At 55.8% G+C, this 24,695-nt stretch carries 22 protein-coding genes and 5 tRNA genes; 10 read left to right on the forward strand and 17 right to left on the reverse strand.

From position 1 onward, the window contains the following. The 5 genes from ACOTXI_RS17930 to ACOTXI_RS17950 form a co-directional block, all read right to left on the reverse strand. Positions 1–689, reverse strand: a 689-nt coding sequence (locus ACOTXI_RS17930) for an elongation factor Tu (RefSeq protein WP_421766142.1), incomplete at its 3' end; no start/stop codon positions are given. A 118-nt stretch (positions 690–807) separates the two neighbouring features. Beyond that, a tRNA-Thr gene (locus tag ACOTXI_RS17935) sits at positions 808–883 on the reverse strand. A 6-nt stretch (positions 884–889) separates the two neighbouring features. Then, positions 890–964 (reverse strand) — tRNA-Gly (locus ACOTXI_RS17940). 117 nt (positions 965–1,081) lie between these two features. Further along, a tRNA-Tyr gene (locus ACOTXI_RS17945) sits at positions 1,082–1,166 on the reverse strand. Positions 1,167–1,174: 8 nt separating this feature from the next. Continuing rightward, positions 1,175–1,250 (reverse strand) — tRNA-Thr (locus ACOTXI_RS17950). Positions 1,251–1,567: 317 nt separating this feature from the next. Between ACOTXI_RS17950 and coaA the strand changes: the two genes are divergently transcribed. Then, positions 1,568–2,518 (forward strand): type I pantothenate kinase, encoded by a 951-nt coding sequence (coaA, locus tag ACOTXI_RS17955; protein WP_021242480.1) that lies wholly within the window; start codon positions 1,568–1,570, stop codon positions 2,516–2,518. Positions 2,519–2,561: 43 nt separating this feature from the next. Here coaA and dppF read toward each other — a convergent pair whose 3' ends face one another. The 9 genes from dppF to ACOTXI_RS18000 all read right to left on the reverse strand — a co-directional run bounded on the left by dppF (position 2,562) and on the right by ACOTXI_RS18000 (position 13,156). Continuing rightward, positions 2,562–3,575, reverse strand: a complete 1,014-nt coding sequence (gene dppF, locus ACOTXI_RS17960; RefSeq protein WP_008502773.1) for a dipeptide ABC transporter ATP-binding subunit DppF — start codon at positions 3,573–3,575, stop codon at positions 2,562–2,564. Continuing rightward, a complete protein-coding gene (dppD, locus tag ACOTXI_RS17965; RefSeq protein WP_008502772.1) occupies positions 3,572–4,555 on the reverse strand; it encodes a dipeptide ABC transporter ATP-binding protein in 984 nt (327 codons plus the stop codon). Before dppD ends, dppF begins: the two co-directional genes overlap by 4 nt. A 10-nt stretch (positions 4,556–4,565) precedes the next feature. After that, positions 4,566–5,468: a dipeptide ABC transporter permease DppC gene (gene dppC, locus ACOTXI_RS17970; protein WP_058654363.1), complete on the reverse strand. Its 903-nt coding sequence runs from the start codon at positions 5,466–5,468 to the stop codon at positions 4,566–4,568. 9 nt (positions 5,469–5,477) lie between these two features. Beyond that, positions 5,478–6,497 carry a dipeptide ABC transporter permease DppB gene (dppB, locus tag ACOTXI_RS17975; protein ID WP_058654362.1) on the reverse strand — a complete coding sequence of 340 codons (1,020 nt, stop codon included), beginning with the start codon at positions 6,495–6,497 and terminating at the stop codon, positions 5,478–5,480. Positions 6,498–6,674: 177 nt separating this feature from the next. Continuing rightward, positions 6,675–8,282, reverse strand: a complete 1,608-nt coding sequence (gene dppA, locus ACOTXI_RS17980) for a dipeptide ABC transporter periplasmic-binding protein DppA (RefSeq protein WP_008502769.1) — start codon at positions 8,280–8,282, stop codon at positions 6,675–6,677. A gap of 620 nt (positions 8,283–8,902) precedes the next feature. After that, positions 8,903–8,979: transfer RNA gene (locus tag ACOTXI_RS17985), tRNA-Pro, on the reverse strand. A gap of 91 nt (positions 8,980–9,070) precedes the next feature. Further along, on the reverse strand, positions 9,071–10,762 hold the full coding sequence (eptB, locus tag ACOTXI_RS17990; protein WP_008502768.1) for a kdo(2)-lipid A phosphoethanolamine 7''-transferase: 1,692 nt from the start codon (positions 10,760–10,762) through the stop codon (positions 9,071–9,073). Between the two features lie 257 nt (positions 10,763–11,019). Then, positions 11,020–12,222, reverse strand: a complete 1,203-nt coding sequence (locus tag ACOTXI_RS17995; protein ID WP_008502767.1) for an L-lactate MFS transporter — start codon at positions 12,220–12,222, stop codon at positions 11,020–11,022. Between the two features lie 238 nt (positions 12,223–12,460). Continuing rightward, the gene (locus ACOTXI_RS18000) at positions 12,461–13,156 is read right to left on the reverse strand and encodes an autotransporter domain-containing protein (protein ID WP_058654361.1); all 696 of its coding nucleotides are present in this window, start codon (positions 13,154–13,156) and stop codon (positions 12,461–12,463) included. 165 nt (positions 13,157–13,321) lie between these two features. On the opposite strand from ACOTXI_RS18000, the gene tag reads away from it, so the two are divergent. Then, entirely contained in the window at positions 13,322–13,903 is a 582-nt protein-coding gene (gene tag, locus ACOTXI_RS18005; protein ID WP_021242476.1) for a DNA-3-methyladenine glycosylase I, read from the forward strand. After that, positions 13,881–14,327, forward strand: a complete 447-nt coding sequence (locus ACOTXI_RS18010) for an N-acetyltransferase (protein ID WP_008502764.1) — start codon at positions 13,881–13,883, stop codon at positions 14,325–14,327. Before tag ends, ACOTXI_RS18010 begins: the two co-directional genes overlap by 23 nt. On the opposite strand, the gene ACOTXI_RS18015 is transcribed toward ACOTXI_RS18010, so the two are convergent. Beyond that, positions 14,290–16,569, reverse strand: a complete 2,280-nt coding sequence (locus tag ACOTXI_RS18015; protein WP_058654364.1) for a molybdopterin guanine dinucleotide-containing S/N-oxide reductase — start codon at positions 16,567–16,569, stop codon at positions 14,290–14,292. The genes ACOTXI_RS18010 and ACOTXI_RS18015 overlap by 38 nt on opposite strands. Before the next feature lie 212 nt (positions 16,570–16,781). On the opposite strand from ACOTXI_RS18015, the gene ACOTXI_RS18020 reads away from it, so the two are divergent. The 6 genes from ACOTXI_RS18020 (at position 16,782) to ghrB (ending at position 22,834) form a co-directional block, all read left to right on the forward strand. Beyond that, the gene (locus ACOTXI_RS18020; protein ID WP_008502762.1) at positions 16,782–17,444 is read left to right on the forward strand and encodes an OmpA family lipoprotein; all 663 of its coding nucleotides are present in this window, start codon (positions 16,782–16,784) and stop codon (positions 17,442–17,444) included. A gap of 179 nt (positions 17,445–17,623) precedes the next feature. Continuing rightward, the gene (locus ACOTXI_RS18025) at positions 17,624–18,640 is read left to right on the forward strand and encodes a LacI family DNA-binding transcriptional regulator (RefSeq protein WP_008502761.1); all 1,017 of its coding nucleotides are present in this window, start codon (positions 17,624–17,626) and stop codon (positions 18,638–18,640) included. A 103-nt stretch (positions 18,641–18,743) separates the two neighbouring features. Then, complete coding sequence (locus tag ACOTXI_RS18030) at positions 18,744–19,493, forward strand: sugar phosphate isomerase/epimerase family protein (protein ID WP_058654360.1); 750 nt, start codon at positions 18,744–18,746, stop codon at positions 19,491–19,493. Positions 19,494–19,496: 3 nt separating this feature from the next. Further along, positions 19,497–20,435, forward strand: coding sequence for a sugar kinase (locus ACOTXI_RS18035; protein ID WP_058654359.1), 939 nt, complete (start codon positions 19,497–19,499; stop codon positions 20,433–20,435). 116 nt (positions 20,436–20,551) lie between these two features. Continuing rightward, positions 20,552–21,832 (forward strand): MFS transporter, encoded by a 1,281-nt coding sequence (locus ACOTXI_RS18040; RefSeq protein ID WP_008502758.1) that lies wholly within the window; start codon positions 20,552–20,554, stop codon positions 21,830–21,832. A 27-nt stretch (positions 21,833–21,859) separates the two neighbouring features. Then, the gene (gene ghrB / locus ACOTXI_RS18045) at positions 21,860–22,834 is read left to right on the forward strand and encodes a glyoxylate/hydroxypyruvate reductase GhrB (protein ID WP_047071211.1); all 975 of its coding nucleotides are present in this window, start codon (positions 21,860–21,862) and stop codon (positions 22,832–22,834) included. Positions 22,835–22,891: 57 nt separating this feature from the next. Here ghrB and cspE read toward each other — a convergent pair whose 3' ends face one another. Both cspE and ACOTXI_RS18055 read right to left on the reverse strand, forming a co-directional pair. After that, entirely contained in the window at positions 22,892–23,104 is a 213-nt protein-coding gene (cspE, locus tag ACOTXI_RS18050) for a transcription antiterminator/RNA stability regulator CspE (protein ID WP_003860775.1), read from the reverse strand. Between the two features lie 247 nt (positions 23,105–23,351). Continuing rightward, positions 23,352–24,062 carry a DUF3053 domain-containing protein gene (locus ACOTXI_RS18055; protein WP_008502756.1) on the reverse strand — a complete coding sequence of 237 codons (711 nt, stop codon included), beginning with the start codon at positions 24,060–24,062 and terminating at the stop codon, positions 23,352–23,354. 331 nt (positions 24,063–24,393) lie between these two features. Here ACOTXI_RS18055 and ACOTXI_RS18060 point away from each other — a divergent pair, with 331 nt between their 5' ends. Next, the gene (locus tag ACOTXI_RS18060; protein WP_008502755.1) at positions 24,394–24,681 is read left to right on the forward strand and encodes an HTH-type transcriptional regulator; all 288 of its coding nucleotides are present in this window, start codon (positions 24,394–24,396) and stop codon (positions 24,679–24,681) included. Positions 24,682–24,695: the final 14 nt, after the last annotated feature.

A 24,695-nucleotide genomic window follows, 5' to 3' on the forward strand; every position in this document is an offset into this window, starting at 1 on the left:
CCGGTAACAACGGTACCACGACCGGAGATGGAGAATACGTCTTCGATTGGCAGCAGGAATGGCTTGTCAATCGCACGCTCTGGTTCTGGGATGTAAGAATCCAGGAAACCAGCCAGTTCGATGATTTTCGCTTCCCACTCTGCGTCGCCTTCCAGCGCTTTCAGAGCAGAACCACGAACGATTGGGGTATCGTCGCCTGGGAAATCGTACTGAGACAGCAGTTCACGAACTTCCATCTCTACCAGTTCCAGCAGCTCTTCGTCATCAACCATGTCGCACTTGTTCAGGAACACGATGATGTAAGGAACGCCTACCTGACGACCCAGCAGGATGTGCTCACGAGTCTGAGGCATTGGGCCGTCAGTCGCAGCAACAACCAGGATCGCGCCGTCCATCTGCGCAGCACCGGTGATCATGTTTTTAACATAGTCGGCGTGGCCTGGGCAGTCTACGTGTGCGTAGTGGCGAGTCGGGGTGTCGTACTCAACGTGAGAGGTGTTGATGGTGATACCACGAGCTTTTTCTTCTGGTGCGTTATCGATCTGGTCGAATGCACGAGCAGAACCACCGTAGGTTTTTGCCAGAACGGTAGTGATTGCAGCGGTCAGCGTTGTTTTACCATGGTCAACGTGGCCGATAGTACCGACGTTAACGTGCGGTTTTGTACGTTCAAACTTTTCTTTAGACATCGATTGTCCCTCTAAGACACGGATAAATCGGTGATATCACCACATCAACCAGGCGAAATGCCTCAATTGTTGAATACAGTAAAATTGAAACAGAGAGAAACGGGAAGGAGAAGTGAAGTGGTGCTGATACCCAGAGTCGAACTGGGGACCTCACCCTTACCAAGGGTGCGCTCTACCAACTGAGCCATATCAGCACGTATTGGAGCGGGCAGCGGGAATCGAACCCGCATCATCAGCTTGGAAGGCTGAGGTAATAGCCATTATACGATGCCCGCATCCTGAAACTCGGCTACCCAGTTCTTTCTGTAACAAAAAAAGAGATTTCTCTCTTTTTCAGTTTGAGCTGGCTAATTTTTCCAACCAGCTCCGGCGGCATTTACGCTGCCAGAAAGTGGTGGTGGGGGAAGGATTCGAACCTTCGAAGTCTGTGACGGCAGATTTACAGTCTGCTCCCTTTGGCCGCTCGGGAACCCCACCGGACTTGATGGTGCCGACTACCGGAATCGAACTGGTGACCTACTGATTACAAGTCAGTTGCTCTACCTACTGAGCTAAGTCGGCATCAAGTAGCGCGCATTCTATGGATACCTGCGCGGTCATGCAACTAAAAATTTGCATAAAACGTTCTTTCGCTCACATTTTATGCTAACAGCGTGTTGAGCGCTGTAAAAGTAGTCATTCACGGTCAAATAATCAACATGTAAGGGGTATTTGCACTGTAAACACCGTAGCGTGACGGCCTCCGCGTAACGCAGCGCTTTCCATCTTTTTTCTTATTATTCCTGTCATCTGGTGTTAACCTCCTGCCCATTGTCCAAAATTAACTGTGTGATGAGCCACGATCCGGCAGTTTAATGCTGGCTCACTGAAGCATGCTTATGAGCAAAAAAGAGCAAACGTTAATGACGCCTTATCTTCACTTTAACCGCAGCCAGTGGGCTGCCCTGCGTGATTCCGTCCCTATGACGCTGACGGAAGGTGAAATCGCACGGTTAAAAGGGATAAACGAAGATCTGTCCCTTGAAGAAGTGGCAGAAATTTATCTCCCCCTCTCGCGCTTGCTTAACTTCTATATCAGCTCGAACCTGCGTCGTCAGGCGGTGCTGGAGCAGTTTCTCGGGACGAACGGTCAACGCATTCCTTATATCATCAGTATCGCAGGCAGCGTGGCCGTGGGTAAAAGCACCACCGCACGCGTCCTGCAGGCACTGTTGAGCCGCTGGCCGGAACACCGCAGCGTGGAGCTGATCACGACCGACGGCTTCCTGCATCCAAACGAAGTATTAAAAGAACGCGGGCTGATGAAGAAGAAAGGCTTCCCGCTCTCTTATGATATGCACCGTCTGGTGAAGTTTGTCTCCGATCTGAAATCCGGCGTGCCTCACGTGACGGCGCCGGTCTATTCGCACCTGATCTACGATCGCATCCCGGGTGGGGATAAGACGGTGGTCCAGCCGGATATTCTCATTCTGGAAGGTCTCAACGTGCTGCAAAGCGGCATGGACTATCCTCACGATCCGCATCACGTCTTTGTCTCGGATTTCGTCGATTTCTCTATTTATGTCGATGCGCCGGAAGACCTGCTGCAGAACTGGTACATCAACCGCTTCCTGAAGTTCCGTGAAGGGGCATTCACCGATCCGGATTCCTATTTCCACCACTATGCTCAGCTTTCTGAAGAAGAAGCGATCAATGTGGCGACGGGGCTGTGGAATGAGATCAACTATGTGAATCTTAAAGAGAACATCCTGCCGACGCGCGAGCGTGCGAGCCTGATCCTCACCAAGAGCGAGAAGCACGCCGTCGACCAGATTCGCCTGCGGAAATAATAAAGCAGACATAATAAAACCGGCTTAGCGCCGGTTTTTTTCGTTATGCGTGTGGCTTCTCGCCATTTTCATCCTGATCGACCGCGAAGCAGGCCACCAGTTGACCACCATACTCCTTCAGCTGCGGCTGTAGCTGGGTGCAGGGGCCAAAGCGGCGGCTGCAGCGGGCGTTGAATGCACATCCCGGCGGCGGATTCAGCGGGCTTGGCAGCTCTCCCGTCAGCTTTATGCGCTCACGACGATCGTCCGGGTTCAGACGCGGCGTCGCAGACAGCAGCGCCTGGGTGTACGGGTGACGAGGGTTATTAAAGATCTGGTCTTTGGTCCCCTTCTCCACGCAGCGCCCCAGGTACATCACCATCACTTCATCAGCAATATGCTCCACCACCGACAGGTCGTGGGAGATGAACACGTAGGAGAGCCCCAGCTCCTGCTGGAGATCCATCATCAGGTTCAGCACCTGCGCCCGCACGGAGACGTCGAGCGCTGAAACAGGTTCATCGGCAATCACCACGTCCGGGTCAAGCATCAGCCCGCGTGCGATAGCGATACGCTGACGCTGGCCACCGGAGAACATGTGCGGGTAGCGGTCATAGTGCTCGGTTTTGAGGCCGACCTTCGCCATCATCGCCAGCGCTTTTTCACGGCGCTGCTCTTTGCTGAGATTGCTGTTAATCAGCAGCGGCTCTTCCAGAATCTGCCCCACCTTTTTACGCGGGTTCAGCGAACCGTACGGGTTCTGGAACACAATCTGGATTTTCTGGCGACGCAGCTTCTGCGCCTGCGGGTCGTGCTTGAGCAGATCCTGCCCCTGATAATAGAGCTCGCCGCCGGTCGGCACTTCAATCATCGTCAGCAGACGGCCCAGCGTGGATTTCCCGCAGCCGGACTCCCCCACCACCGCCAGCGTTTTACCGCGTTCAAGGTTAAAGGAGACGCCGTCCAGCGCTTTCACCAGGCGTTCAGGGGCAAACAGCCCCTTCTTCACCGGGTAATATTTTTTCAGGTCGATGGCCTGCAACAGCGGCTGTTGCGTGGTGGCCTGTTGCGTACTCATAGTGTTGGCCTCCCGGCATCATCGAGTGGGTAGTGGCATTTCGACTGACGACCGTCAGCCAGCTGGTTCAGCTCTGGTTCTTCCGCCCGGCATTTGTCCGTCGCATACGGACAGCGCGGATTGAGCAGACAGCCCTGCGGACGGTCATATTTGCCCGGCACTACACCCGGCAGCGACGCCAGACGCGCTTTATCCTGAGCAAACTCCGGCAGCGCGCGTAAAAGCGCCTGGGTATACGGGTGACGCGGCGCGCGGAAGATATCGTGTGAATTTCCGGTCTCGACCACCTGGCCGGCATACATCACGATGATTTTGTGCGCAGCTTCAGCCACCAGCGCCAGATCGTGCGTAATCAGCACCAACGCCATGTTCTCTTTCTGCTGCAGCTCCAGCAGCAGCTCGATGATTTGCGCCTGGATGGTCACATCCAGCGCCGTCGTCGGTTCATCGGCAATCAGCAGCTTTGGCCGACAGGCAATCGCCATGGCGATCATCACGCGCTGGCTCATCCCGCCTGAGAGCTGGTGCGGGTAAACGTCCAGACGCGATGCCGGGTCAGGAATGCCCACCTGGTTGAGCAGATCGATCGCCCGCTGACGACGGGTTTTCTTATTCCCGCCCTGGTGCACCTTGATTGCTTCCATAATCTGGAAACCGACGGTGTAGCACGGGTTCAGGCTGGTCATCGGATCCTGGAAAATCATCGCCACTTCCGCACCCACCAGCTGGCGGCGCTGTTTCTCAGAAATGCGCTTCAGGTCCTGACCGTTGAACTGCAGGTTTTCCGCCATCACGCGGCCCGGGTAATCAATCAGCCCCATGATCGCCAGTGAGCTCACTGACTTACCGGAACCGGACTCCCCGACAATGCCAACCACTTCGCCCTGATTTACGCTGTAGCTGATGCGGTCCACGGCGCGAAACGGGGTGCCTTCATCGCCGAAGTGCACCGATAATTTATCTACATTTAATAACGCCATCTCGTGCCTCTTACTGCTTCAGTTTGGGATCAAGCGCATCACGCAGGCCATCACCCATCAGGTTAAATGCCAGCACCGTCAGCAGGATTGCCAGACCCGGGAAGGTGACAACCCACCAGGCGCTTTGTGCGAACTGCAACACGTCGGAGAGCATGGTGCCCCACTCCGGTGTTGGCGGCTGCGCACCCATGCCCAGGAAGCCAAGAGCGGCCATATCAAGAATGGCGTTAGAGAAACCGAGCGACGCCTGAACGATCAGCGGCGCAAGGCAGTTCGGGAAGATATTGACGAACATCTGGCGCATCGCACCGGCACCCGCCACGCGAGAGGCGGTGACGTAATCGCGGTTCACTTCCACCAGCACCGCCGCACGGGTTAAACGCACATAGTGAGGAAGCGCCACGAACGTCAGCGCCAGGGCGGCGTTACCGATCGACGGACCGAAGATCGCCACCAGCACCAGGGCCAGCAGCAGGCTTGGCAGCGCCAGCATGATGTCGACGATACGCATGATGATGTTATCAACGATACCGCCGAAGTAGCCGGCAACCAGACCCAGTACGATCCCCATAATCAGGGATAACACCACCACCAGGCAGCCGACCAGCAGCGACAGGCGCGCACCGTACATCAGACGCGACAGCACATCGCGGCCCACATCATCGGTCCCCAGCAGGTGCGCCAGGCTACCGCCATCCTGCCAGGCAGGCGGGGCGAGCAGCGCATCGCGGAACTGATCCGCCGGGTTATACGGCGCGAGGACGTTCGCAAACACCGCAATCAGGATCATGATAGCGACATACACCAGCCCCACCACCGCGCCTTTGTTGCGCTTGAAGTAGTGCCAGAACTCCTGCATCGGCGTCATCGGAACCGGTGCAGCAACAGCTTTGTTTTCAGAAACCTGTGACATGATGGCCCCTTACTTCTTATGACGAATACGCGGGTTCACCACGCCGTACAGCAAATCGACCAGCAGGTTGACGAGGATAATCATCGTCGCGACCAGCAGCACACCGCCCTGCACCACCGGATAGTCACGGCGTTGCAGCGCGTCAATCAGCCAGCGACCCAGGCCCGGCCAGGAGAAGATGGTTTCGGTCAGGATCGCCCCCGCCAGCAATGTCCCCACCTGGAGACCGATAACGGTCACCACCGGCAGCATGGCGTTACGCAGCGCATGGACGATGATAACGCGCATACGCGTCAGGCCCTTGGCGCGCGCGGTGCGGATATAATCCTCACCCAGCACTTCCAGCATCGATGAACGGGTCATACGCACGATCACCGCCAGAGGAATGGTGCCCAGCACCATGGCAGGCAGGATCATATGCGCGATGGCATCCATGAAGTTGCCCTCTTCGCCCCAGATAGCCGTATCAATCAGCATAAAGCCGGTGAGCGGGTTGGAGTCATCCAGGAATACCATATCGCTGACGCGCCCGGAGACCGGTGTCAGGTTAAGCTGCACCGAGACCAGCATGATCAGCATCATGCCCCACCAGAAGATAGGCATGGAGTAGCCGGTCAGCGCCAAGCCCACAGCGGTGTGGTCAAAAATAGAGCCACGCTTAACGGCAGCCAGTACCCCGACAGGAATACCCACCGCGGTGGCGAAAATCATGGCGCAGACGCCAAGCTCCAGCGTCGCTTTAAAACGCGGCACGAACTCGTCCCACACCGGAAGACGGCTTTTCAGCGAAATCCCTAAATCACCGTGCAGCACGCCCCAGATATAGTGGAGATACTGCTGCCACATTGGCTTATCGAGGCCAAGTTCAGCCAGCAGCTGTGCATGGCGCTCAGGGGAAATACCACGCTCGCCCGCCATAATCATTACCGGGTCGCCGGGGATCATATGGACGAAGGCAAAAGTGAGAAGGGTGATACCGATAAACGTGGGGATAACAAGTCCCAGACGTCGGAGGATGAACTGCAACATAACCCGGATTCTCTCTGATGACGCACGACCAGTGGCGTGACGTCTGTATTGCTCACAAATCTTATCCCCTCTCCTTTCAGAGAGAGAATTAAGCACTGCTGCCGGGTGGCGCTACGCTTACCCGGCCTACATACCGTAGGCCAGTGCAAGCGCAGCGCCGCCTGGCGTTGCTTTTAATTATTCAACCGATACGTTTTCGAAGTGGTGTTTGCCCAGTGGATCAACCACGTAGCCTTTCACTTCTTTACGCACTGGCTCGTACACGGTGGAGTGAGCAACAATCAGCGCCGGAGCCTGATCGTGCATAACAACCTGCGCCTGCTTGTACAGTTCAATACGTTTGTTGTGATCGTCGGTCGCACGCGCCGGCTGGATCAGGTCTTCAAACGGCTTGTAGCACCAGCGAGAGTAGTTAGAACCGTCTTTTGCCGCCGCGCAGCTGAACAGGGTGGCGAAGAAGTTGTCCGGATCCCCGTTATCACCGGTCCAGCCCATCATCACTGCCTGGTGCTCACCCGCTTTGGCGCGCTTCAGGTACTCGCCCCACTCGTAGGTCACAATCTTGGCCTGTACGCCAATCTTCGCCCAGTCAGCCTGAACCATTTCTGCCATACGGCGTGCGTTCGGGTTGTACGGACGCTGTACCGGCATCGCCCACAGCTCAACGGTGAAGCCTTTATCCTGGCCCGCTTCTTTCAGCAGCGCTTTCGCTTTCTCAGGATCGTAGGAGTAGTCTTTAACGTCGTCGTTATAGCCCCACATGGTTGGTGGGATCAGGTTTTTGGCTGCAACGCCAGCGCCCTGGTAAACCGCCTTGATGATCGCTTCTTTGTTCACCGCGTAGGTGAGCGCCTGACGCACTTTCACGTCATCAAACGGTTTCTTCTCGGTGTTGAAGGAGAGATAGCCCACGTTCAGGCCAGCCTGCTCCAGCAGGTTGATGTTCTTATCCTGCTTCATGCGGGCGATGTCAGCCGGGTTCGGGTATGGCATCACCTGGCATTCGTTTTTCTGCAGTTTTGCATAACGTACTGACGCATCAGGCGTAATGGAGAAGACCAGACGATCAATCTTCGGCTTGGTGCCCCAGTAGCCTTCGAATGCTTTATACAGAATACGGGAGTCTTTCTGGTACTGCAGCAGCTGGAATGGACCGGTACCGATTGGGTTCAGGTCGACTTTTTCCGGCGTACCGGCTTTCAGCATGTTGTCCGCGTACTCTTTGGACAGAATTGAGGCGAAGTCCATGGCCAGGTCAGCCAGGAACGGTGCTTCCGGACGCGTCAGCACGAACTGAACGGTATTATCGTCCACTTTTTTCACTTCAGAGATCAGATCCGGCAGACCCATCCCTTCGAAGTATTCATAGCTGCCGCCAGAGACTTTGTGGTACGGGTTCTGAGCGTTTTTCTGACGGTCGAAGGAGAACACAACGTCGTCGGCGTTAAAGTCGCGCGTTGGTTTGAATTCTTTGCTGTCCTGCCACTTCACGCCCTTGCGCAGGTGGAAGGTGTAGGTTTTACCGTCTTCGCTGACGTCCCACTTCTCGGCCAGACCCGGAATCACTTCCGTGGTGCCGGTTTTGAATTCAACCAGACGGTTATAGATCGGTACAGAGCTTGCGTCGTAAGTCGTACCAGAGGTAAAGAGCTGTGGGTTAAAGCCTTCCGGCGAGCCTTCAGAACAGTAAACCAGGGTTTTTGCCTGTACACTTGCTGCCACGGTCATAGCCACCAGGCTCAGACCAAGCTTCAGCATCCCTGACTTCTTCAAGGAAATACTCATTATTCTGCTCCAATGTGATGTTTTGCTTTGTTGTGTTACGCCGCCAGACCTTTATTTATTTTTTACCCGGTCCGGTCGGAGGTGCCCGAAGGCGTTAAAGGGATGGAGAATCCTTTCAGAAGAGCGTTTGAGTTGCAGCGCAGATCGTCCCTGAAATGCCCCTCATGCCCTACAATCTGTCAACAGAATGTGAAAACGTCAATACAGGTGACGGGGATTTACGCTGAGTGTGAGAAACCGCAAACAAAGATTAAAAAAACCATGAGCGTCAGTTTTCAGCAGGGAAATTTATGCTACTCGCCATGTTGCAGCACAACTATCTTCATATTTCGCAACAATCAGTGATTAACTTTTATTCAGAATGGGTAAATTTTCTTGCAGAATGGTGATTATCTGAGCACTAAATACCGCGAACGTTAAAACGCACAGCGAAAAATGCTGAGGTTATCCATAAGCAACGCGAAAAAAGATCAATCTATATATAAAAAAATACAATGGATTATGTCACAAAATCGTTAACAGGCAGGGAGAAGCGGGCGTAAGGGACGTTTTGATTACTCTGAAGAGCTAAGGCCATAATGCAAAAAGGGCTAACCTTACGGTTAGCCCTTTTCAGAATGTGGTCGGCGAGAGAGGATTCGAACCTCCGACCCACTGGTCCCAAACCAGTTGCGCTACCAAGCTGCGCTACTCGCCGAATGCGGAGCGCATCTTACTGCTGAGGTGCGCCCCCGTCAATCCCTTATTTTCAAAAAGCCATTCAACTGGCGATATTCTCGCCAGAGCAGCTACTGCGCGGCTTTTGCGCTGTTATCAGGGAGTTTACACCAGTTGTTGTTTTCGTTAATCCCACCGTTCGGTGAGGTGTAGCCGAGACAACCCATAATGGTGTCGTACAGCTCAACGTGACGACGCGGCACCTTCATTTCCGCCTCTTTCTTCAGATGGGCAAACATCTTCGCTTTCTCCGGGTCTTCCAGATACTTATCGGACATCCACACCATCATTGGCACGCGGAACTGCTCGGGCGGCGCCATCTTGCGTGGCGTACCGTGCAGATGCTCGAACTCATTGATAGATTCACCGTGGTCCGCCGCATAGAAGACAATAGCCTTCTTATCGCGAACCTGGTCAATCACCGAATCAATAAAGTGATCCACATACATCACGGAGTTGTCATAAGAGTTAATCAACTGGGCTTTGGTGCAGTCTTTATCCACTCCGACGCACTCCGGCGTCCATTTGGCAAAGCTGCGCGGGTAGCGCTGCGTGTAGTTAAAGTGCGACCCTTTGGTATGAAGGATGATCATATGCTTACCATCAGGATTCCCGTTGAGTGAGAGTTTCATCTCATCAATCAGCAACATGTCATCGACAGGTTTGCCACGGTTGCGCGCCTCTGCGCCAATCTGCTCGCGGTAGGAGATGTTTTGCGCCATGGTGTTGCTGTAGAACCACATCTCACTCTGCATCGCATAGAGATCGGAGGTAAACCCAAGCTGATGCAGCACCGAGAAGACGTTTTGCTCTTTTAGCGTACGCTGCGGGTTATCGCTCGCCCCGCCCTCGCGCACAAACATGCAGCGCAGGGAAAGCTTGGTGGCGGTATCACAGGAATAGCCACGATAGGCAATCAGGTTCTTTTCCTGCGCCAGTTTAGGCGTGGTATCACGGTTATAGCCGAGAATGCCCATATGATCCCAGCGTGTGGTCTCTCCGATAATAAAGACGACGTAGGTATCGTCAATATCCTTTGGCGCCACATAGGTAAACTTCTTCGCCGGGTTTATCAGCGACTTATTATCCGAGGACTCATCCACCTGCGCCCACGCATACAGCCCCAGCGCGGAGATCCAGTTAGACGGTAAATAAGAGTTGGCAACCACGCCACCGTAGCTCGGCATATCCACGCCGGAGGTACGCTCATCATTCTTCTGCTTCACCTCCAGCAGACGAATCGGCCCCCAAACCATCAGGCCCGCCAGCAGCACCACGGCGACGCTTCTGAATCGCTTTCCTGGCGTGCGGATCTGGTGAACAAGGGTATAGCGGCAGCGGTTGCTCCAGATGAGCAGCAGCGGCAAGGCGCTGACCGCTACCAGCCAGAGGATAAAGTGCAGCCCCACAACCTCTTTAGAGAGGTCGATATCCGTGGTCATCACCGAGGCAATAATGCCGTAGCCAATCACCACGTTCATAAAAGTCATATAATAGCTGGCACCCGCCGAGCACAGCACGATAAACGTTGCCAGCACTCGCCACACGCGACGGCCAAACAGGGTAAGAATACGGAATAAAAAGAAGGTGACCAGTACCGCAGCGACCAATTCGACAACCGCTGCAATTCCTTTCCAGACGGTAAAATCATGCGCGTAACCGTCAAACCGACGGAAAAAAACTGCGCCGTTCATAAACAGGCCGATGTACAACGCCAGCAAAAAGCAGAGCTTTTGTTGCGCCATCGATTTAATGTATTTCATGCAAGCTACCCGGAAAAAGGGACAGTACCGCCGCCCACCTCGATTAAAAAGTGGGCAGATTAGACATACGCTCAGGGGATCGTTCAATGAAACGTCTACAGGCGTGGTAAGTAGACCACAGGGAAGCGGAAAAGTGGCAGCAGAGAGTGTGATCAGTACAGTTATTTACAAAAAAGCAAATCCAAAAACAGACAAAATCGCTTTATTTCCAGGTTAAGAAAATAAAAAGGCCGGATTACCGGCCTTTCTCGTCGCGATTATGCATGAACTTCTTTAAAAACTTCACGTTGCGGCTGGCGAATCGTGGTTGACAGCGCCAGGGAGATAATCAGCAAGGCAAATATCACGCAGAAGGTTACGTAGAACCCGCCGAACAGGGAAGCAATCAGCGAGCCGCAGATACTGCCGATCCCGAAGCCCAGATAGATCACGCCGTAGTTTTTCGCCAGATTGTTCAGGCCAAAGAACTCGCTCACCAGTGACGGGAAGACGGTAATGGTGCCGCCGAAGTTAAAGGCCACGCAGGCAATTGCCGCGAAGAAGGTGGCTTCATTCAGCGGAGCGAACAGCAGCGCCGCCATACCGACCAGCGAAACCACCTGCCCAATCGTAATCACGCGGATGCGGGCGATTTTGTCGGACAGAATACCGAGGACCAGACGACCGGAGAGGTTAGCAATGGAGATGACGGTCACCGCGTTGGCCGCCGTGGCTGCATCCAGTTTCACCATCCCCTGTGCGATATCTTTCGCGACGCCGATGACATACAGGCCGCTCATGCAGGCCGTCAGGAACATCACCGCCAGCATCCAGTACTGCGGTTTACGCATGGACTGCGCGAGGGTGAAATCATTCTCCACCACGCCATTCACGGATTTCACTTCCTGCTGCGGCGCATCCTTCATCAGCGTGGCGCCGAACAGAATCATCACCAGCACGATTGCGCCCCAGATCATAAAGGTTTTTTCGAGACCGACGGACGCCAGCAGATGGGCATCGATAAATTTGAACCCGAGGCTGCCCAAACCATAAGAACCAATGGCAAACGCGGAGATTAAGCCTTTACGTTCCGGGAACCACTTCACGCAGTTTGACAGCGTCAGCAGATAGCCCGCGCCGTCCGCCAGTCCCACCAGCACGCCCGCACTCAGCCAGAGCATCATCAGATTGCTGGAATGCGCGGTCAGGAAAAAGCCCAGTCCCAGCAGGATGCCGGACGCCATGGTCACGCGCTTCACGCCAAAACGCTCCTGCAGCTTGCCCGCGACGGAAGATGAAATCGCCAGACCCAGGCTCAGCAAACCAAAGGAGAACGCGACCTGGCTGACCGGTGCGCCGAGTTTGTCAGAAAGCGCACTGTTAAACAGGCTCCAGGTATAGACCGATCCCAGCGCAAACTGAGTGACGATGGTGCCAAAGAGCGTGAGCCAGCGCGTGCGGTTATAGGTTGATGTGTTCATGGCAGTTGTCCTGCAAGATAAATTGAGGGAATTCGCTGAGGACAACGATAAACAAAACCTGAATATGCCTGGGGTAAAACGGCATGAAATGCAGGCGGAACGGAATGAAATGCCTGGAATCGGGAATGAATGACCTGGCACGGGAATAAAGCGACAGCGTGTTAGTATCTGCTATCGCTGTAAAGCCCGTGGTTATTGTATTCGAGATGTTATCGTAACGTTTAAAAAAGTAACAACGCTAGAAATTGGCGCTGACGCCGAGGGTGTATAAAAACTCCTCACCGGTGGTGGTATGCTCCCCCTGAGCCAGCGAGGCATAGGCCGCCATGTGCGTATTAAAGGGAATATCCGTTCCCACGGTGACATCCATCCAGCTGCCATTTTGGGCAGGAGCTGGCGTTTGCGGCATACCAAACTGCGATTTCCACTGGTTTTCACCAAACTGTTGGTTATAGCTGATCTGCGCCCAGGGCCGGAGATCGCCGTACTGGGTGTTAACGCGCCACCCCAGCGTGCTGACGCTGGCATGCCAGAGCGGGTCCGTAACTGACTGTGTCGACGCGCTATCACCAAACTCGTTGATCATCATGGGAGCCGTGCCGTCGTACCGCCACGCCACCACCGGGCCTGTGGTGATACGCGCTGAAACGGGAAAATTCCAGCCTACGCTCGTCGCCCCCTCTGTCGTGCTGCCAGACGGTATATTCAGAGCAAGACCCGGCGCATTTTGCGAAGACTGAATACGCTCCGCGAGAATATCCTCATAGCGCGGTTGGTGATCCGCGTCCCATGTATAGCGTTCCGCCGTATTATTTTGGGCATCTGAAACGATATATTCCTGTTGCCAGGCAGACGCTGTATTACAAAAAAACAGGCAGGCTGAAATCCCCACCAGGCCAGACACAGCATGGCGACCACTGATTTTTTTTATCATCTTCAACGCGACCCCAGAGAGAGCCGAATTCGGCGATATTTGTCGTTATTCAGGAAGAGCTTAGAGAGCATATGGCCCTGTATTAACTATTGTCTTTATAGTAAACACGTCAAGCCAGTCAGAACGAAATTTTTGCGAAATCAGTATCAATAAGGGAGATGACGGATGGAACGTTGCGGTTGGGTAAGCCAGGATCAGCTTTATATCGACTATCACGATCGGGAATGGGGCGTGCCGGAAAGGGATGGCAAAAAGCTCTTTGAGATGATCTGCCTGGAGGGCCAGCAGGCGGGGTTATCATGGATTACGGTACTGAAAAAACGCGAAAATTACCGCAGCGCTTTCCACCAGTTCGACCCCGTCGCCGTCGCCGCGATGACCGATGAGGACGTCGAGCGACTGGTGCAGGATGCCGGCATCATCCGCCATCGCGGCAAGATCCAGGCCATCATCGGTAATGCACGCGCTTATCTGGCGATGGAACAAAACGGCGAATCATTTTCAGATTTTGTCTGGACGTTTGTGAATAACGCTCCGCAAGTCACGGAGGCGACCACGCTCGCGGAAATTCCGGCCGCCACTCCGGCCTCGGATGCGCTCTCGAAGGCCCTGAAAAAACGCGGCTTTAAGTTTGTCGGCTCCACCATCTGCTACGCCTTTATGCAGGCCTGTGGCCTGGTCAACGACCACGTTACCGGCTGCTTCTGTCATCCGGGAGGCCATCATGATCCGCAAATGGCAAAATGAAAATACCGCGCCGCTGCTGAGCCTGTGGCTGGAAAGCACCACGGAAGCGCATCCGTTCATCGCGCCGAATTACTGGAAAGAGAATGAGGCCATGGTGCGGGACGTTTATCTGCCGTCCGCTGAAACCTGGGTCTGGGAGCAGGACGGCGAACCTTGCGGATTTATCAGCGTGATGCAGTCTCAGTTTGTCGGCGCCCTGTTTGTGGCGCCGTCATGCATCGGGAAAGGCATCGGGCGCGCGCTGCTGAACCATGTTCAACAGCGCTTCCCGCACTTAACCCTGGAGGTGTATCAGAAAAATGTCCGGGCGGTGAATTTCTACCATGCTCAGGGCTTTCGCATTGAAGACAGCGCCTGGCAGGATGACACCCAACACCCGACGTGGATTATGAGCTGGCAGGCGGATCAAACGCCGTTAAGGTAAGCTCGGGACCCGTATATTTCTCGACCCAGGCCAGCGCCGTGTTCCCTGCGCAACCATTCCCCAGCTTCGAGCTGGGGAGATCTTTGGTCAGCACGTTAACCGCCCCGTTTTTACAGATACCGCCTTCGGCGAGCTCAAGGTCAGGCCATGCGCCCTGATGAATGCAGATCACGCCCGGCTTAATCCCGTCGCTCACCACCGCCCCTGCCAGCACTTGTCCACGCGCGTTCCAGACGCGCACTACGTCGCCGTCCGCAATCCCGCGCGCTTGCGCATCAAGGGTATTCAGCGTGATGGGCTCTCGCCCGGCGACCGCATACTGCTCGCGCAGGGAGGTATAGTTAAGCTGGCTGTGCAGACGGTGCGCGGGATGGGCAGATAATACCTGCAGCTGATCCGGCCGGGCGTTGCCGTGCCATTCGTCCGGCTCGAGCCACGTGGGATGCGGCGGGCAGTCAGCATAGCCAAAGCTGGCGATGCGCTCGCTGTAGATCACTATCTTGCCGCTCTCGGTTTTCAGCGGGTGGTTCTCCGGATCGCGGCGGAAATCGGCAAAACGAACAAACTTCGCGTTCTGTTCGCTCTCCGGCATTTCGACGATCTGGTTCGCCTCCCAGAACTCAGTAAATGGCGGGAGCGTCACGCCCTGCGCCGCGCCGCGCTGCCCGGCAATCTGGTAGAAGGCTTCCAGCCATTCGAGATCGGTTTTTCCCTCGGTAAAACGCGCGCGACCGCCCGCTTCCCACCGCTCGCTCAGTTCAGCAAACACGTCGAAATCATCACGCGCCTCATCGCGCGGGGCCACCACGCGCTTCATCGGGACCATATGCTGGTTGCTGTAGTCACCGGTCATGGTGAGATCGTTACGCTCAAACGAGGTGGTCGCCGGGAGGACGATATCGGCGTGTTTCGCCGAGGCGGTCCAGAAGCACTCGGAGATCACCACCAGCTCCGGCTTCTGCCAGGCGCGGATCAGGCGGTTGGTATCCTGATGGTGCGTGAAGTTCGACCCGCCCGCCCACCAGACAAATTTAATATCCGGGAAGTGGCGGTCGAGACCATTGTGCTGATAAAAACCGCCCGGATTTTCCAGGGCTTCAACAATACGCGCCACCGGGATTTTATCCACGGCGTCCACGCCCCCCTGCACCGAACCTTGCAGAGACGCCAGCACCGCCGCTTTACGCGTGGGGTTACCGCCATTGGCAAAGTGATAGGAGAGACCAAAACCGCCGCCCGGCGTACCGATCTGCCCCAGCATCGCGGCGAGGGTCACCAGCATCCAGTGTTTCTGCTCGCCAAACTGCTGGCGCTGCATCCCCCAGCCGGACATCAACATCGTGGTGTTTTTATGGAATAACGCCGCCAGTTCGCGGAGCTTCTGCGCAGAAACGCCACAAATCTCTGCTGCCCACTCTGCCGTTTTCGCCACCCCATCGGAGCGACCCGTCAGATAGTCGGCGAATTTATCGAAGCCGGTGGTACAGCGCGTCAGGAATTCGACATCGTGCCAGCCGTTTTCCACCAGGGTATGGGCGATACCCAGCATCATTGCCACGTCGGTGCCCATATGTGGGGCAATCCACTCGGCGCTGTCGCCGAAGAAATCCAGGGTTTCAGAGCGCATCGGGTCAATGCAGATGATGCGCTTGCCGCTTTTGCGCAGCGCGTCGAAATAGCCAATGCCCTGCTCGTCGCTGGCATTCCAGGCAATTTTCAGCGTGTTAAGAGGGTTAGCGCTCCACAGCACCACCACGTCGGTATGTTCCAGCACCAGCGGCCAGCTGGTCTGCTGCTGGTACACCTCGTTCCCGCCCACGACATACGGCATGATCGCCTGCGCCGCACCGGTGGAGTAATCCCCCAGATGACCGGTATAGCCGCCCGCCAGGCTCATATAGCGCTGCAGCAGCGTCGACGCCTTGTGCAGCACCCCGTTAGAGCGCCAGCCGTAGGACCCGGCGAAAATGGACGACGGACCGTAACTGTCGCGAATGCGCTTGTGCTGGGTGTGGATCAGCGCCAGCGCGTCATCCCAGCTCACGCGAACAAACTCATCCTGACCGCGAATGCCCTGCGGCTTGTCAGGTGAGGCGAGAAAACCTTTACGCACCATCGGCCAGCGCACGCGTGTTTTGCTGTGCACCTGATCGCGAACGACGGTCTGTAAAGAGTTGGGATGTTGTGTTGGCAATGCTCCGCGAGACGACAGAACATTTTCGCCATCGGTTTCGACCAGCATTGGCCCCCAGTGGGCGGCGGTCAGAATGGTTTTCGTTGAGGTGCTCAAGCGTGCGCTCCTGGTTGCGTGCAGGTTTTACGGCCTTCTTGCTGAGACCGTTTATGGTTTGTCACAAATTTCAGAGTTATACCCGGAATTTTCTCCGTATCTGGACGTCATAATCAACTGCCACGTTCGCCGTGGCAAAGAATAAAAAGGATTAAGGAAAGAAGATGAAAAAACGCGTACTCGTTATTGCCGCTCTGGTGAGCGGTGCACTGGCTGTTTCTGGCTGCACAACCAACCCTTACACCGGTGAGCGCGAAGCGGGTAAATCCGGCATTGGCGCAGGTATCGGCTCGCTGGTCGGCGCAGGCGTTGGGGCGCTCTCCTCCTCCAAGAAAGACCGCGGCAAAGGCGCGCTGATTGGCGCAGCGGCGGGCGCGGCCCTGGGCGGCGGCGTCGGTTATTACATGGACGTGCAGGAAGCAAAACTGCGCGACAAAATGAAGGGAACCGGCGTGAGCGTGACGCGCAGCGGCGATAACATCATCCTGAACATGCCGAACAACGTCACCTTCGACAGCAGCAGCGCAACGCTGAAACCCGCGGGTGCGAACACCCTTACCGGCGTGGCGATGGTGCTGAAAGAGTACAACAAGACCGCCGTGAACGTGATTGGCTACACCGACAGCACCGGCAGCCAGGATCTGAACATGCGTCTGTCCCAGCAGCGCGCCGATTCCGTGGCCAGCTCGCTGATTACCCAGGGCGTTGAAGCAAACCGCATCCGCACCAGCGGCATGGGCCCTGCCAACCCTATCGCCAGCAACAGCACGGCGGAAGGCAAAGCGCAGAACCGCCGCGTAGAGATTACGTTAAGCCCAATTCAGTAGGTAAAAGCAAAACGGCAACCCCGTTGCCGTTTTTAGTGTTTGCGCCCTCTCCCGTGGGAGAGGGTTGGGGTGAGGGTACCAGACCGCAACCTCCGGTAAGCGCAGCGCCACCGGGCAAATTACTTGATTCGTCCGATTTTCCCGCTAAGGTATTCTCACTAAATTCAGGGAAATCAGCGATGAGCAAACCAGCCCGGGCCACCATCAGCGACGTGGCGAAAGCCGCCAAAACCGGTAAAACCAGCATTTCGCGCTACCTTAACGGCGAGAAACATCTGCTATCCGATGCGTTGCTGGCGCGTATTGAACAGGCCATTGCCGATCTCGACTACCGTCCCAGCCTCATGGCGCGCGGGCTCAAACGCGGCCGCACCCGCCTTATCGGGCTGATCATCGCCGATATCACCAATCCCTACTCCGTCAACGTGCTCAGCGGTATCGAAGCCGCCTGTCGCGAGAAAGGCTTTACGCCGCTGGTCTGTAATACCAACAACGAAGTCGACCAGGAGCTGCATTATCTCGACCTGCTGCGCAGCTATCAGGTGGAAGGGATTGTGGTCAACGCGGTAGGCATGCGTGAAGAAGGCTTAAATCGCCTGCAGCAATCCTCCCTGCCCATGGTCCTCATCGACCGTAAAATCCCGGAATTTGCCTGCGACGTGGTCGGGCTGGATAACACCCAGGCCGCCACGACCGCCACCGAACATCTGATTGAACAGGGCTTCGAGGCCATTCTGTTTCTGAGTGAACCGCTGGGGATGGTCAACACCCGTCGTGAACGCCTGAGCGCATTTCGCGCCACGCTGGAGCGTTATCCCGGCGTGATCGCCGAAAATGCCGAAACGCCGCTTCACGAAGCTGGGCAGCTCGACAACACCCTGCGTCAGTTCCATACGCGCCATCGTGGGATGCGCAAAGCGGTTATCTCCGCCAACGGGGCGCTGACGCTGCAGGTCGCCCGCTCGCTCAAGCGCATTGGCCTGCACTGGGGCAGCGACATCGGTCTGCTGGGGTTTGATGAACTGGAGTGGGCGGAGCTGGCTGGCGTCGGCATTACTACCCTCAAACAGCCCACCTGGCAGATTGGCTATGCTGCTGTTGAACAAGTCGTTCGTCGTATTGAAGGCACCAGCGATGCCGTTCGCGAGCAGGTCTTCTCCGGCGAGCTGATCGTTCGTGGCTCCACCGCGCGTTAAATTTCCCTTGTGATAGCGATCATAAATTCAACATCCTGACCTTTTCTTTGGAACCGGTTCCATCTAGCGTAATAGTATTGATATGTTGCGATGGAGTCCGAAGATGGGCAGGAAAATTATGGTGGTCACCGCCGCGTACGGTGCGGAACAGGTGCGACAGGCGGGCGGTCAACGGGCGATGCTCCCCGTTATTGCTGGCGCGGGGGCAGACGGCGTGGAGATCCGCCGGGAACTGTTCAACAGCGAAGAGCTGCTGGCGCTGCCCGCGCTGGGCGAATCCATTGAGCTGCTGGGTCTGCTGGCGTGCTACTCCGCACCCGCCGCCCTGTTTATGCCCGACGGCACCCTCAACCCGGACCTGCCCCGCTATCTTTCTGAAGCCAACACCCTGAACGCACTTTGGCTGAAGGTTTCCCTGGGCCATTTCAGCGACACGCAACCTCTGGACGCCCTGCGTACGCTGCTGAATACCAGCGGTATGGCGCTGGTCGTGGAGAACGATCAGACCGACTGCGGACAGCTCGCGCCCATGCAGCGCTTCCAGGCCGCCTGTCGGGAAATGGCGCTTCCCGTCACGCTGACCTTCGACATGGGGAACTGGCTGTGGGTGGGCGACTCCCCGGAAGAGGCCGCGCGTCATCTGGCCCCCGCGGTGAGCTATATCCACGTGAAAGCCGCCGTGCCGCATAAAGATAACTTCCGCGCCGTCGCACCGGACCGCGCCGATGCGCGCTGGCTGGATCTGCTCGGCCAGCTGCCTGCCGATGCCCCGCGCGGTATCGAATTCCCGCTGGAAGGGTCGGATTTAACCGCCGTTACCCGCCATTACGTCAACCTGCTGCGCGAGGAGTAAACCATGCACAAGACGCTGGATGTCATCACGATCGGCGAGGCCATGGCCATGCTTGTCGCCACCGAAACGGGCGAGCTGAGTGCGGTGGAGCACTTTATCAAACGCGTCGCAGGCGCTGAACTCAACGTCGCGACCGGCCTGGCGCGTCTCGGCCTGAACGTGGGCTGGGTCAGCCGCGTGGGGGATGACAGCTTTGGCCATTTCGTTCTCGATTCGCTGAAAAAAGAGGGGATTGATGCTGCAGGGGTCACCCTCGACGGACGCTTCCCTACCGGCTTTCAGCTTAAATCCAAGGTCGAAAATGGAACCGATCCCATCGTGGAGTATTTCCGCAAAGGCTCGGCTGCAAGCCACCTTTCTGTCGCGGATTACCACGCCGATTACTTTGCCTCCGCACGTCATCTGCACCTGAGCGGCGTAGCCGCGGCACTCTCTGCCAGCTCGTATGAGCTGCTGGATCATGCCGCGACCACCATGAAAGCCCAGGGGAAAACCCTATCGTTCGACCCCAACCTGCGTCCGGTGCTGTGGAAAAGCGAAGCGGAAATGGTGGAGAAACTGAACCGTCTGGCGTTCCGGGCGGACTGGGTTCTGCCAGGCCTGAAAGAAGGGATGATTCTGACCGGCGAAAGCACGCCGGAAGGCATCGCCGACTTCTACCTGAATAAAGGGGTAAAAGCGGTGGTGCTGAAGACCGGTGCCGATGGCGCGTGGTTTAAAACGGCCAACGGCGAGCAGGGCGCGGTCGCGGCAGTGAAGGTCGAGAACGTCGTCGACACCGTCGGCGCAGGTGACGGCTTTGCCGTGGGCGTGATTAGCGCCCTGCTGGAAGGTAAAACGCTGCCGCAGGCCGTCGCGCGAGGCAACAAGATTGGCTCGCTGGCCATTCAGGTGCAGGGCGACAGCGAAGGATTACCAACGCGAGCACAGCTCGGCGTTTAAATTCCCTCTCCCTGTGGGAGAGGGCCAGGGTGAGGCAGCAAGCCGCACCAGATAATTAAGCCACCGTGTACCCTACAGACAACGGCGGTAACAACCTCAACAACAGAGGCAAGCCTATGAACAGTTCGACCAATGCAGTAAAACGCTGGTGGTACATCATGCCAATCGTGTTTATCACGTACAGCCTGGCGTACCTTGACCGTGCCAACTTCAGCTTCGCGTCCGCCGCGGGGATCACCGAGGACCTCGGGATCACCAAAGGGATCTCCTCCCTGCTGGGTGCCCTTTTCTTCCTGGGCTACTTCTTCTTCCAGATCCCCGGCGCGATCTATGCGGAACGCCGCAGCGTGCGTAAGCTGATCTTCATCTGTCTGATCCTGTGGGGCGCCTGCGCGTCGCTGACCGGCATGGTGAACAATATTCCTGCCCTGGCCGCCATTCGCTTTATCCTCGGCGTCGTTGAGGCGGCGGTTATGCCCGCGATGCTGATCTACATCAGCAACTGGTTCACCAAATCTGAGCGCTCGCGCGCGAATACCTTCCTTATCCTCGGTAACCCGGTCACGGTACTGTGGATGTCGGTGGTGTCCGGCTACCTGATCCAGGCCTTCGGCTGGCGCGAGATGTTTATCATTGAAGGGGTGCCGGCAATTATCTGGGCCTTCTGCTGGTGGGTGCTGGTGAAAGATAAACCAGCCCAGGCGAAATGGCTTTCCGAAGATGAAAAAGCGGCGCTGCAGGCGCAGCTGGATAAAGAACAGCAAGGCCTGAAGGCGGTGCGTAACTATGGTGAAGCCTTCCGCTCGCGTAACGTGATCCTGCTCTGCGCGCAGTACTTTACCTGGAGCATTGGCGTGTACGGCTTTGTGCTGTGGCTGCCGTCCATTATCCGCAGCGGCGGTGAAAACCTCGGCATGGTCGAAGTAGGCTGGCTGTCATCCGTACCGTATCTGGCGGCAACCATCGCGATGATCGTCGTTTCCTGGGCGTCGGACAAGCTGCAGAACCGCAAGCTGTTTGTCTGGCCGCTGCTGCTGATTGCTGCCTTCGCCTTTATTGGCTCCTGGGCCGTGGGCGCAAACCACTTCTGGGTCTCTTATACGCTGCTGGTGGTTGCCGGTGCGGCCATGTACGCCCCTTACGGACCGTTCTTTGCCATCATCCCCGAGATGCTGCCGCGTAACGTGGCGGGTGGCGCGATGGCGCTGATTAACAGCATGGGTGCGCTGGGTTCGTTCTGCGGCTCCTGGTTCGTCGGTTACCTGAACGGTGCCACCGGCAGCCCATCCGCATCGTACATCTTTATGGGAGTGGCGCTTTTCGCCTCGGTATGGCTTACTCTGATTGTTAAGCCTGCTAATAATCAACAACACCCTGTCGGCGCTCGCCACGCCTGAATCCTTAAAAAATCAACGGAGATTAGCATGAAGCCGTCCGTCATTTTGTATAAAACCCTGCCGGAAGATCTGCAGAAACGCCTTGAAGAGCACTTCACCGTCACGCAGGTGAAGAACCTGCGCCCGGAAACCGTGGCACAGCACGCCGACGCGTTCGCGAGCGCGGAAGGCCTGCTGGGTTCAAGCGAAAAAGTGGATGTCGCCCTGCTGGAGAAAATGCCGAAGCTGCGTGCTACCTCAACCGTTTCCGTGGGTTACGACAACTTCGACGTGGATGCGCTTAACGCCCGCAAAATCCTGCTGATGCATACCCCGCATGCCCTGACGGAAACCGTGGCCGATACGCTGATGGCGCTCATGCTCACCACGGCCCGTCGCGTGGTGGAAGTGGCTGAGCGCGTCAAAGCGGGCGAATGGACAAAAAGCATTGGTCCGGACTGGTTCGGTGTGGATGTTCACGGCAAAACGCTGGGCATTGTCGGTATGGGGCGTATCGGGCTGGCGCTGGCGCAGCGCGCGCATTTTGGTTTTAACATGCCGATTCTGTATAACGCGCGTCGCCATCACAGTGAAGCCGAAGAACGCTTCAACGCCCGTTACTGCGAGCTGGATACCCTGCTGCAGGAAGCCGATTTTGTCTGCCTGGTGCTGCCGCTGACGGATGAAACCCGTCATCTGATCGGTAAAGAGGCGTTTGAAAAAATGAAGGCATCTGCCATTTTCATCAACGCGGGTCGTGGCCCGGTGGTGGATGAGAAGGCGCTGATTGAGGCTCTGAAAAACGGTGAGATCCATGCAGCAGGTCTGGACGTGTTTGAGCAGGAGCCGCTGCCGGTGGACTCCCCGCTGCTGACAATGCCTAACGTGGTTGCCCTGCCCCACATCGGCTCAGCCACCCATGAGACGCGCTACAACATGGCGGCCACCGCGGTCGATAACCTTATTGCCGCCCTTAGCGGAAAGGTGGAGATAAACTGCGTGAACCCGCAGGTGCAACGGTAGAAACGAAAAAACCCGCCAGAAGGCGGGTTTTAAATTCTTTGCTACTGGGTTGGAAGCTTACAGGCTTACAACGTTACCAGCTGCTGGGCCTTTAGCGCCGCTTTCGATGGTGAAGGACACTTTCTGACCTTCGTCCAGAGATTTATAGCCATCGTTCTGGATAGCAGAGAAGTGTACGAACACGTCTTTAGAGCCATCGTCAGGAGTGATGAAGCCGAAACCTTTATCAGCGTTGAACCATTTTACCAGACCAGTCATTTTAGCAGACATAGAAATTACCTTATTAACAAATATATTGTGCCTTCCGGCTTGATGGATTGCGTTACAGATTTTTAAGCGATGAAGGAAGGGTCACTACGAAGGGTATCTATGGATAACAATCTGGACTGCTTTACTAAACTGCTTTAGGTCTGTGTAACAAACCGACGGGAATAGTTATACCGATGTGGTAGAGGAATGACAAGCGTTATTTTCGCAACGCATTAAAAAACCCCGCCAGAAGCGGGGTTTTTTCGGTTTATTCTGTGGCAGCGACTGCGGCACTCCAGGCCTGGCTGAAGGCCTGATGCTGAGAGGCCAGCGGCCCAATCAGCGTATTGTACTGGCTTGCCTGCTGGGAGGTTGGGAACTGAATACCGTTGGCAACAAAGCTTACCTGCGTATTCTGCTGGGCAATAAAGTCACCCACCTGGACCAGCTGCTGCGTGAAGATTTGCGCGGCCGGAATCAACGGTTGCAGTGCTTCTGACGGTTTGGTCACCACTTTCTCATACACTTTGTCGAAGACCGGTTTGAGATCGTCGCCCTGCTTCAGCGCAGAACGTGACGCGTCAGCCTGCATTTTCGCATTCTGCAACTGCTGGCTCAGCACGCCAAGCGCACCGTTGGACTGGCGCAATGGTTCACGCTGCGTCATGTAATCCTGTGGAACGCGGATGGCGTTCACGCTATCCACTACCGGGCGGATACCGGAATCCATCGCCTGGCTCACCTGCTGTGAATAACCATAAAGAATGGCGTAATCGGACACAAAGGGGCCAAACTGCTTTTTCTGATCCGCAGTCAGCGTTGGCAACCGCTCGCCGCTGCGCATCACTGTATTCTGCAGAAAATCGATAAACGCTTTGCGCTGATCGCCTTCTTTATCAAAACACCCACTCAGGCTAACAACCATCAACAACGCCGCAATAGGCGCAAACCAGCGAGAGCAGGACTTTCCTGTCGCCATTTTATTACTCCTTTCACCCAAAAAAGCGCACACCGGCACACGCGTGCCCGACGCTGACAAGGATAGTCCAGGTCAGCCTTGCAAGATACTCTTTTCATGCAAAACGGCTATTGCCGATTTATTTCTTACCATTTACAAAAAAATACCTGGCGAAGCCGACTTATGACTAATCAGGGAATTAGCATAACTCTCCATATTGCTGAATCGGATACAGCGATCGTTACCGCACGATTAATCACACCCGTGACGATCCTGGGTTGGTATTAGGGACTATTCTTAACTGGCTCTCTGATGTTCTTGATCACGATGTGAGATTTAAGAGGAGTCCTCAATGGAATATAAAGATCCTGAGTTTGAGCTGCTGAGCAGCCTGGAACAGATCATTTTTAAAGATGTACCGCAGACGATTACCCTGCAACAAAAATCCAATCCCTTTACAGAATATGAGCAATTGCGCAAAGGGACAGGACTGAAAACCGAAGAATTCGCCAGAGCGATGGGTGTCAGCGTGGCTATGGTGCAGGAGTGGGAGTCAAAACGTGAGAAACCCACCCCAACCGAGTTACGGCTGATGCGCCTGATTCAGGCCAACCCTGCACTCAGCAAGCAGATCGCGTAGTGAAGATTGAATGC

The organism is Enterobacter cloacae complex sp. BZL2005 (assembly GCF_049238885.1).
GTDB lineage: Bacteria > Pseudomonadota > Gammaproteobacteria > Enterobacterales > Enterobacteriaceae > Enterobacter > Enterobacter roggenkampii.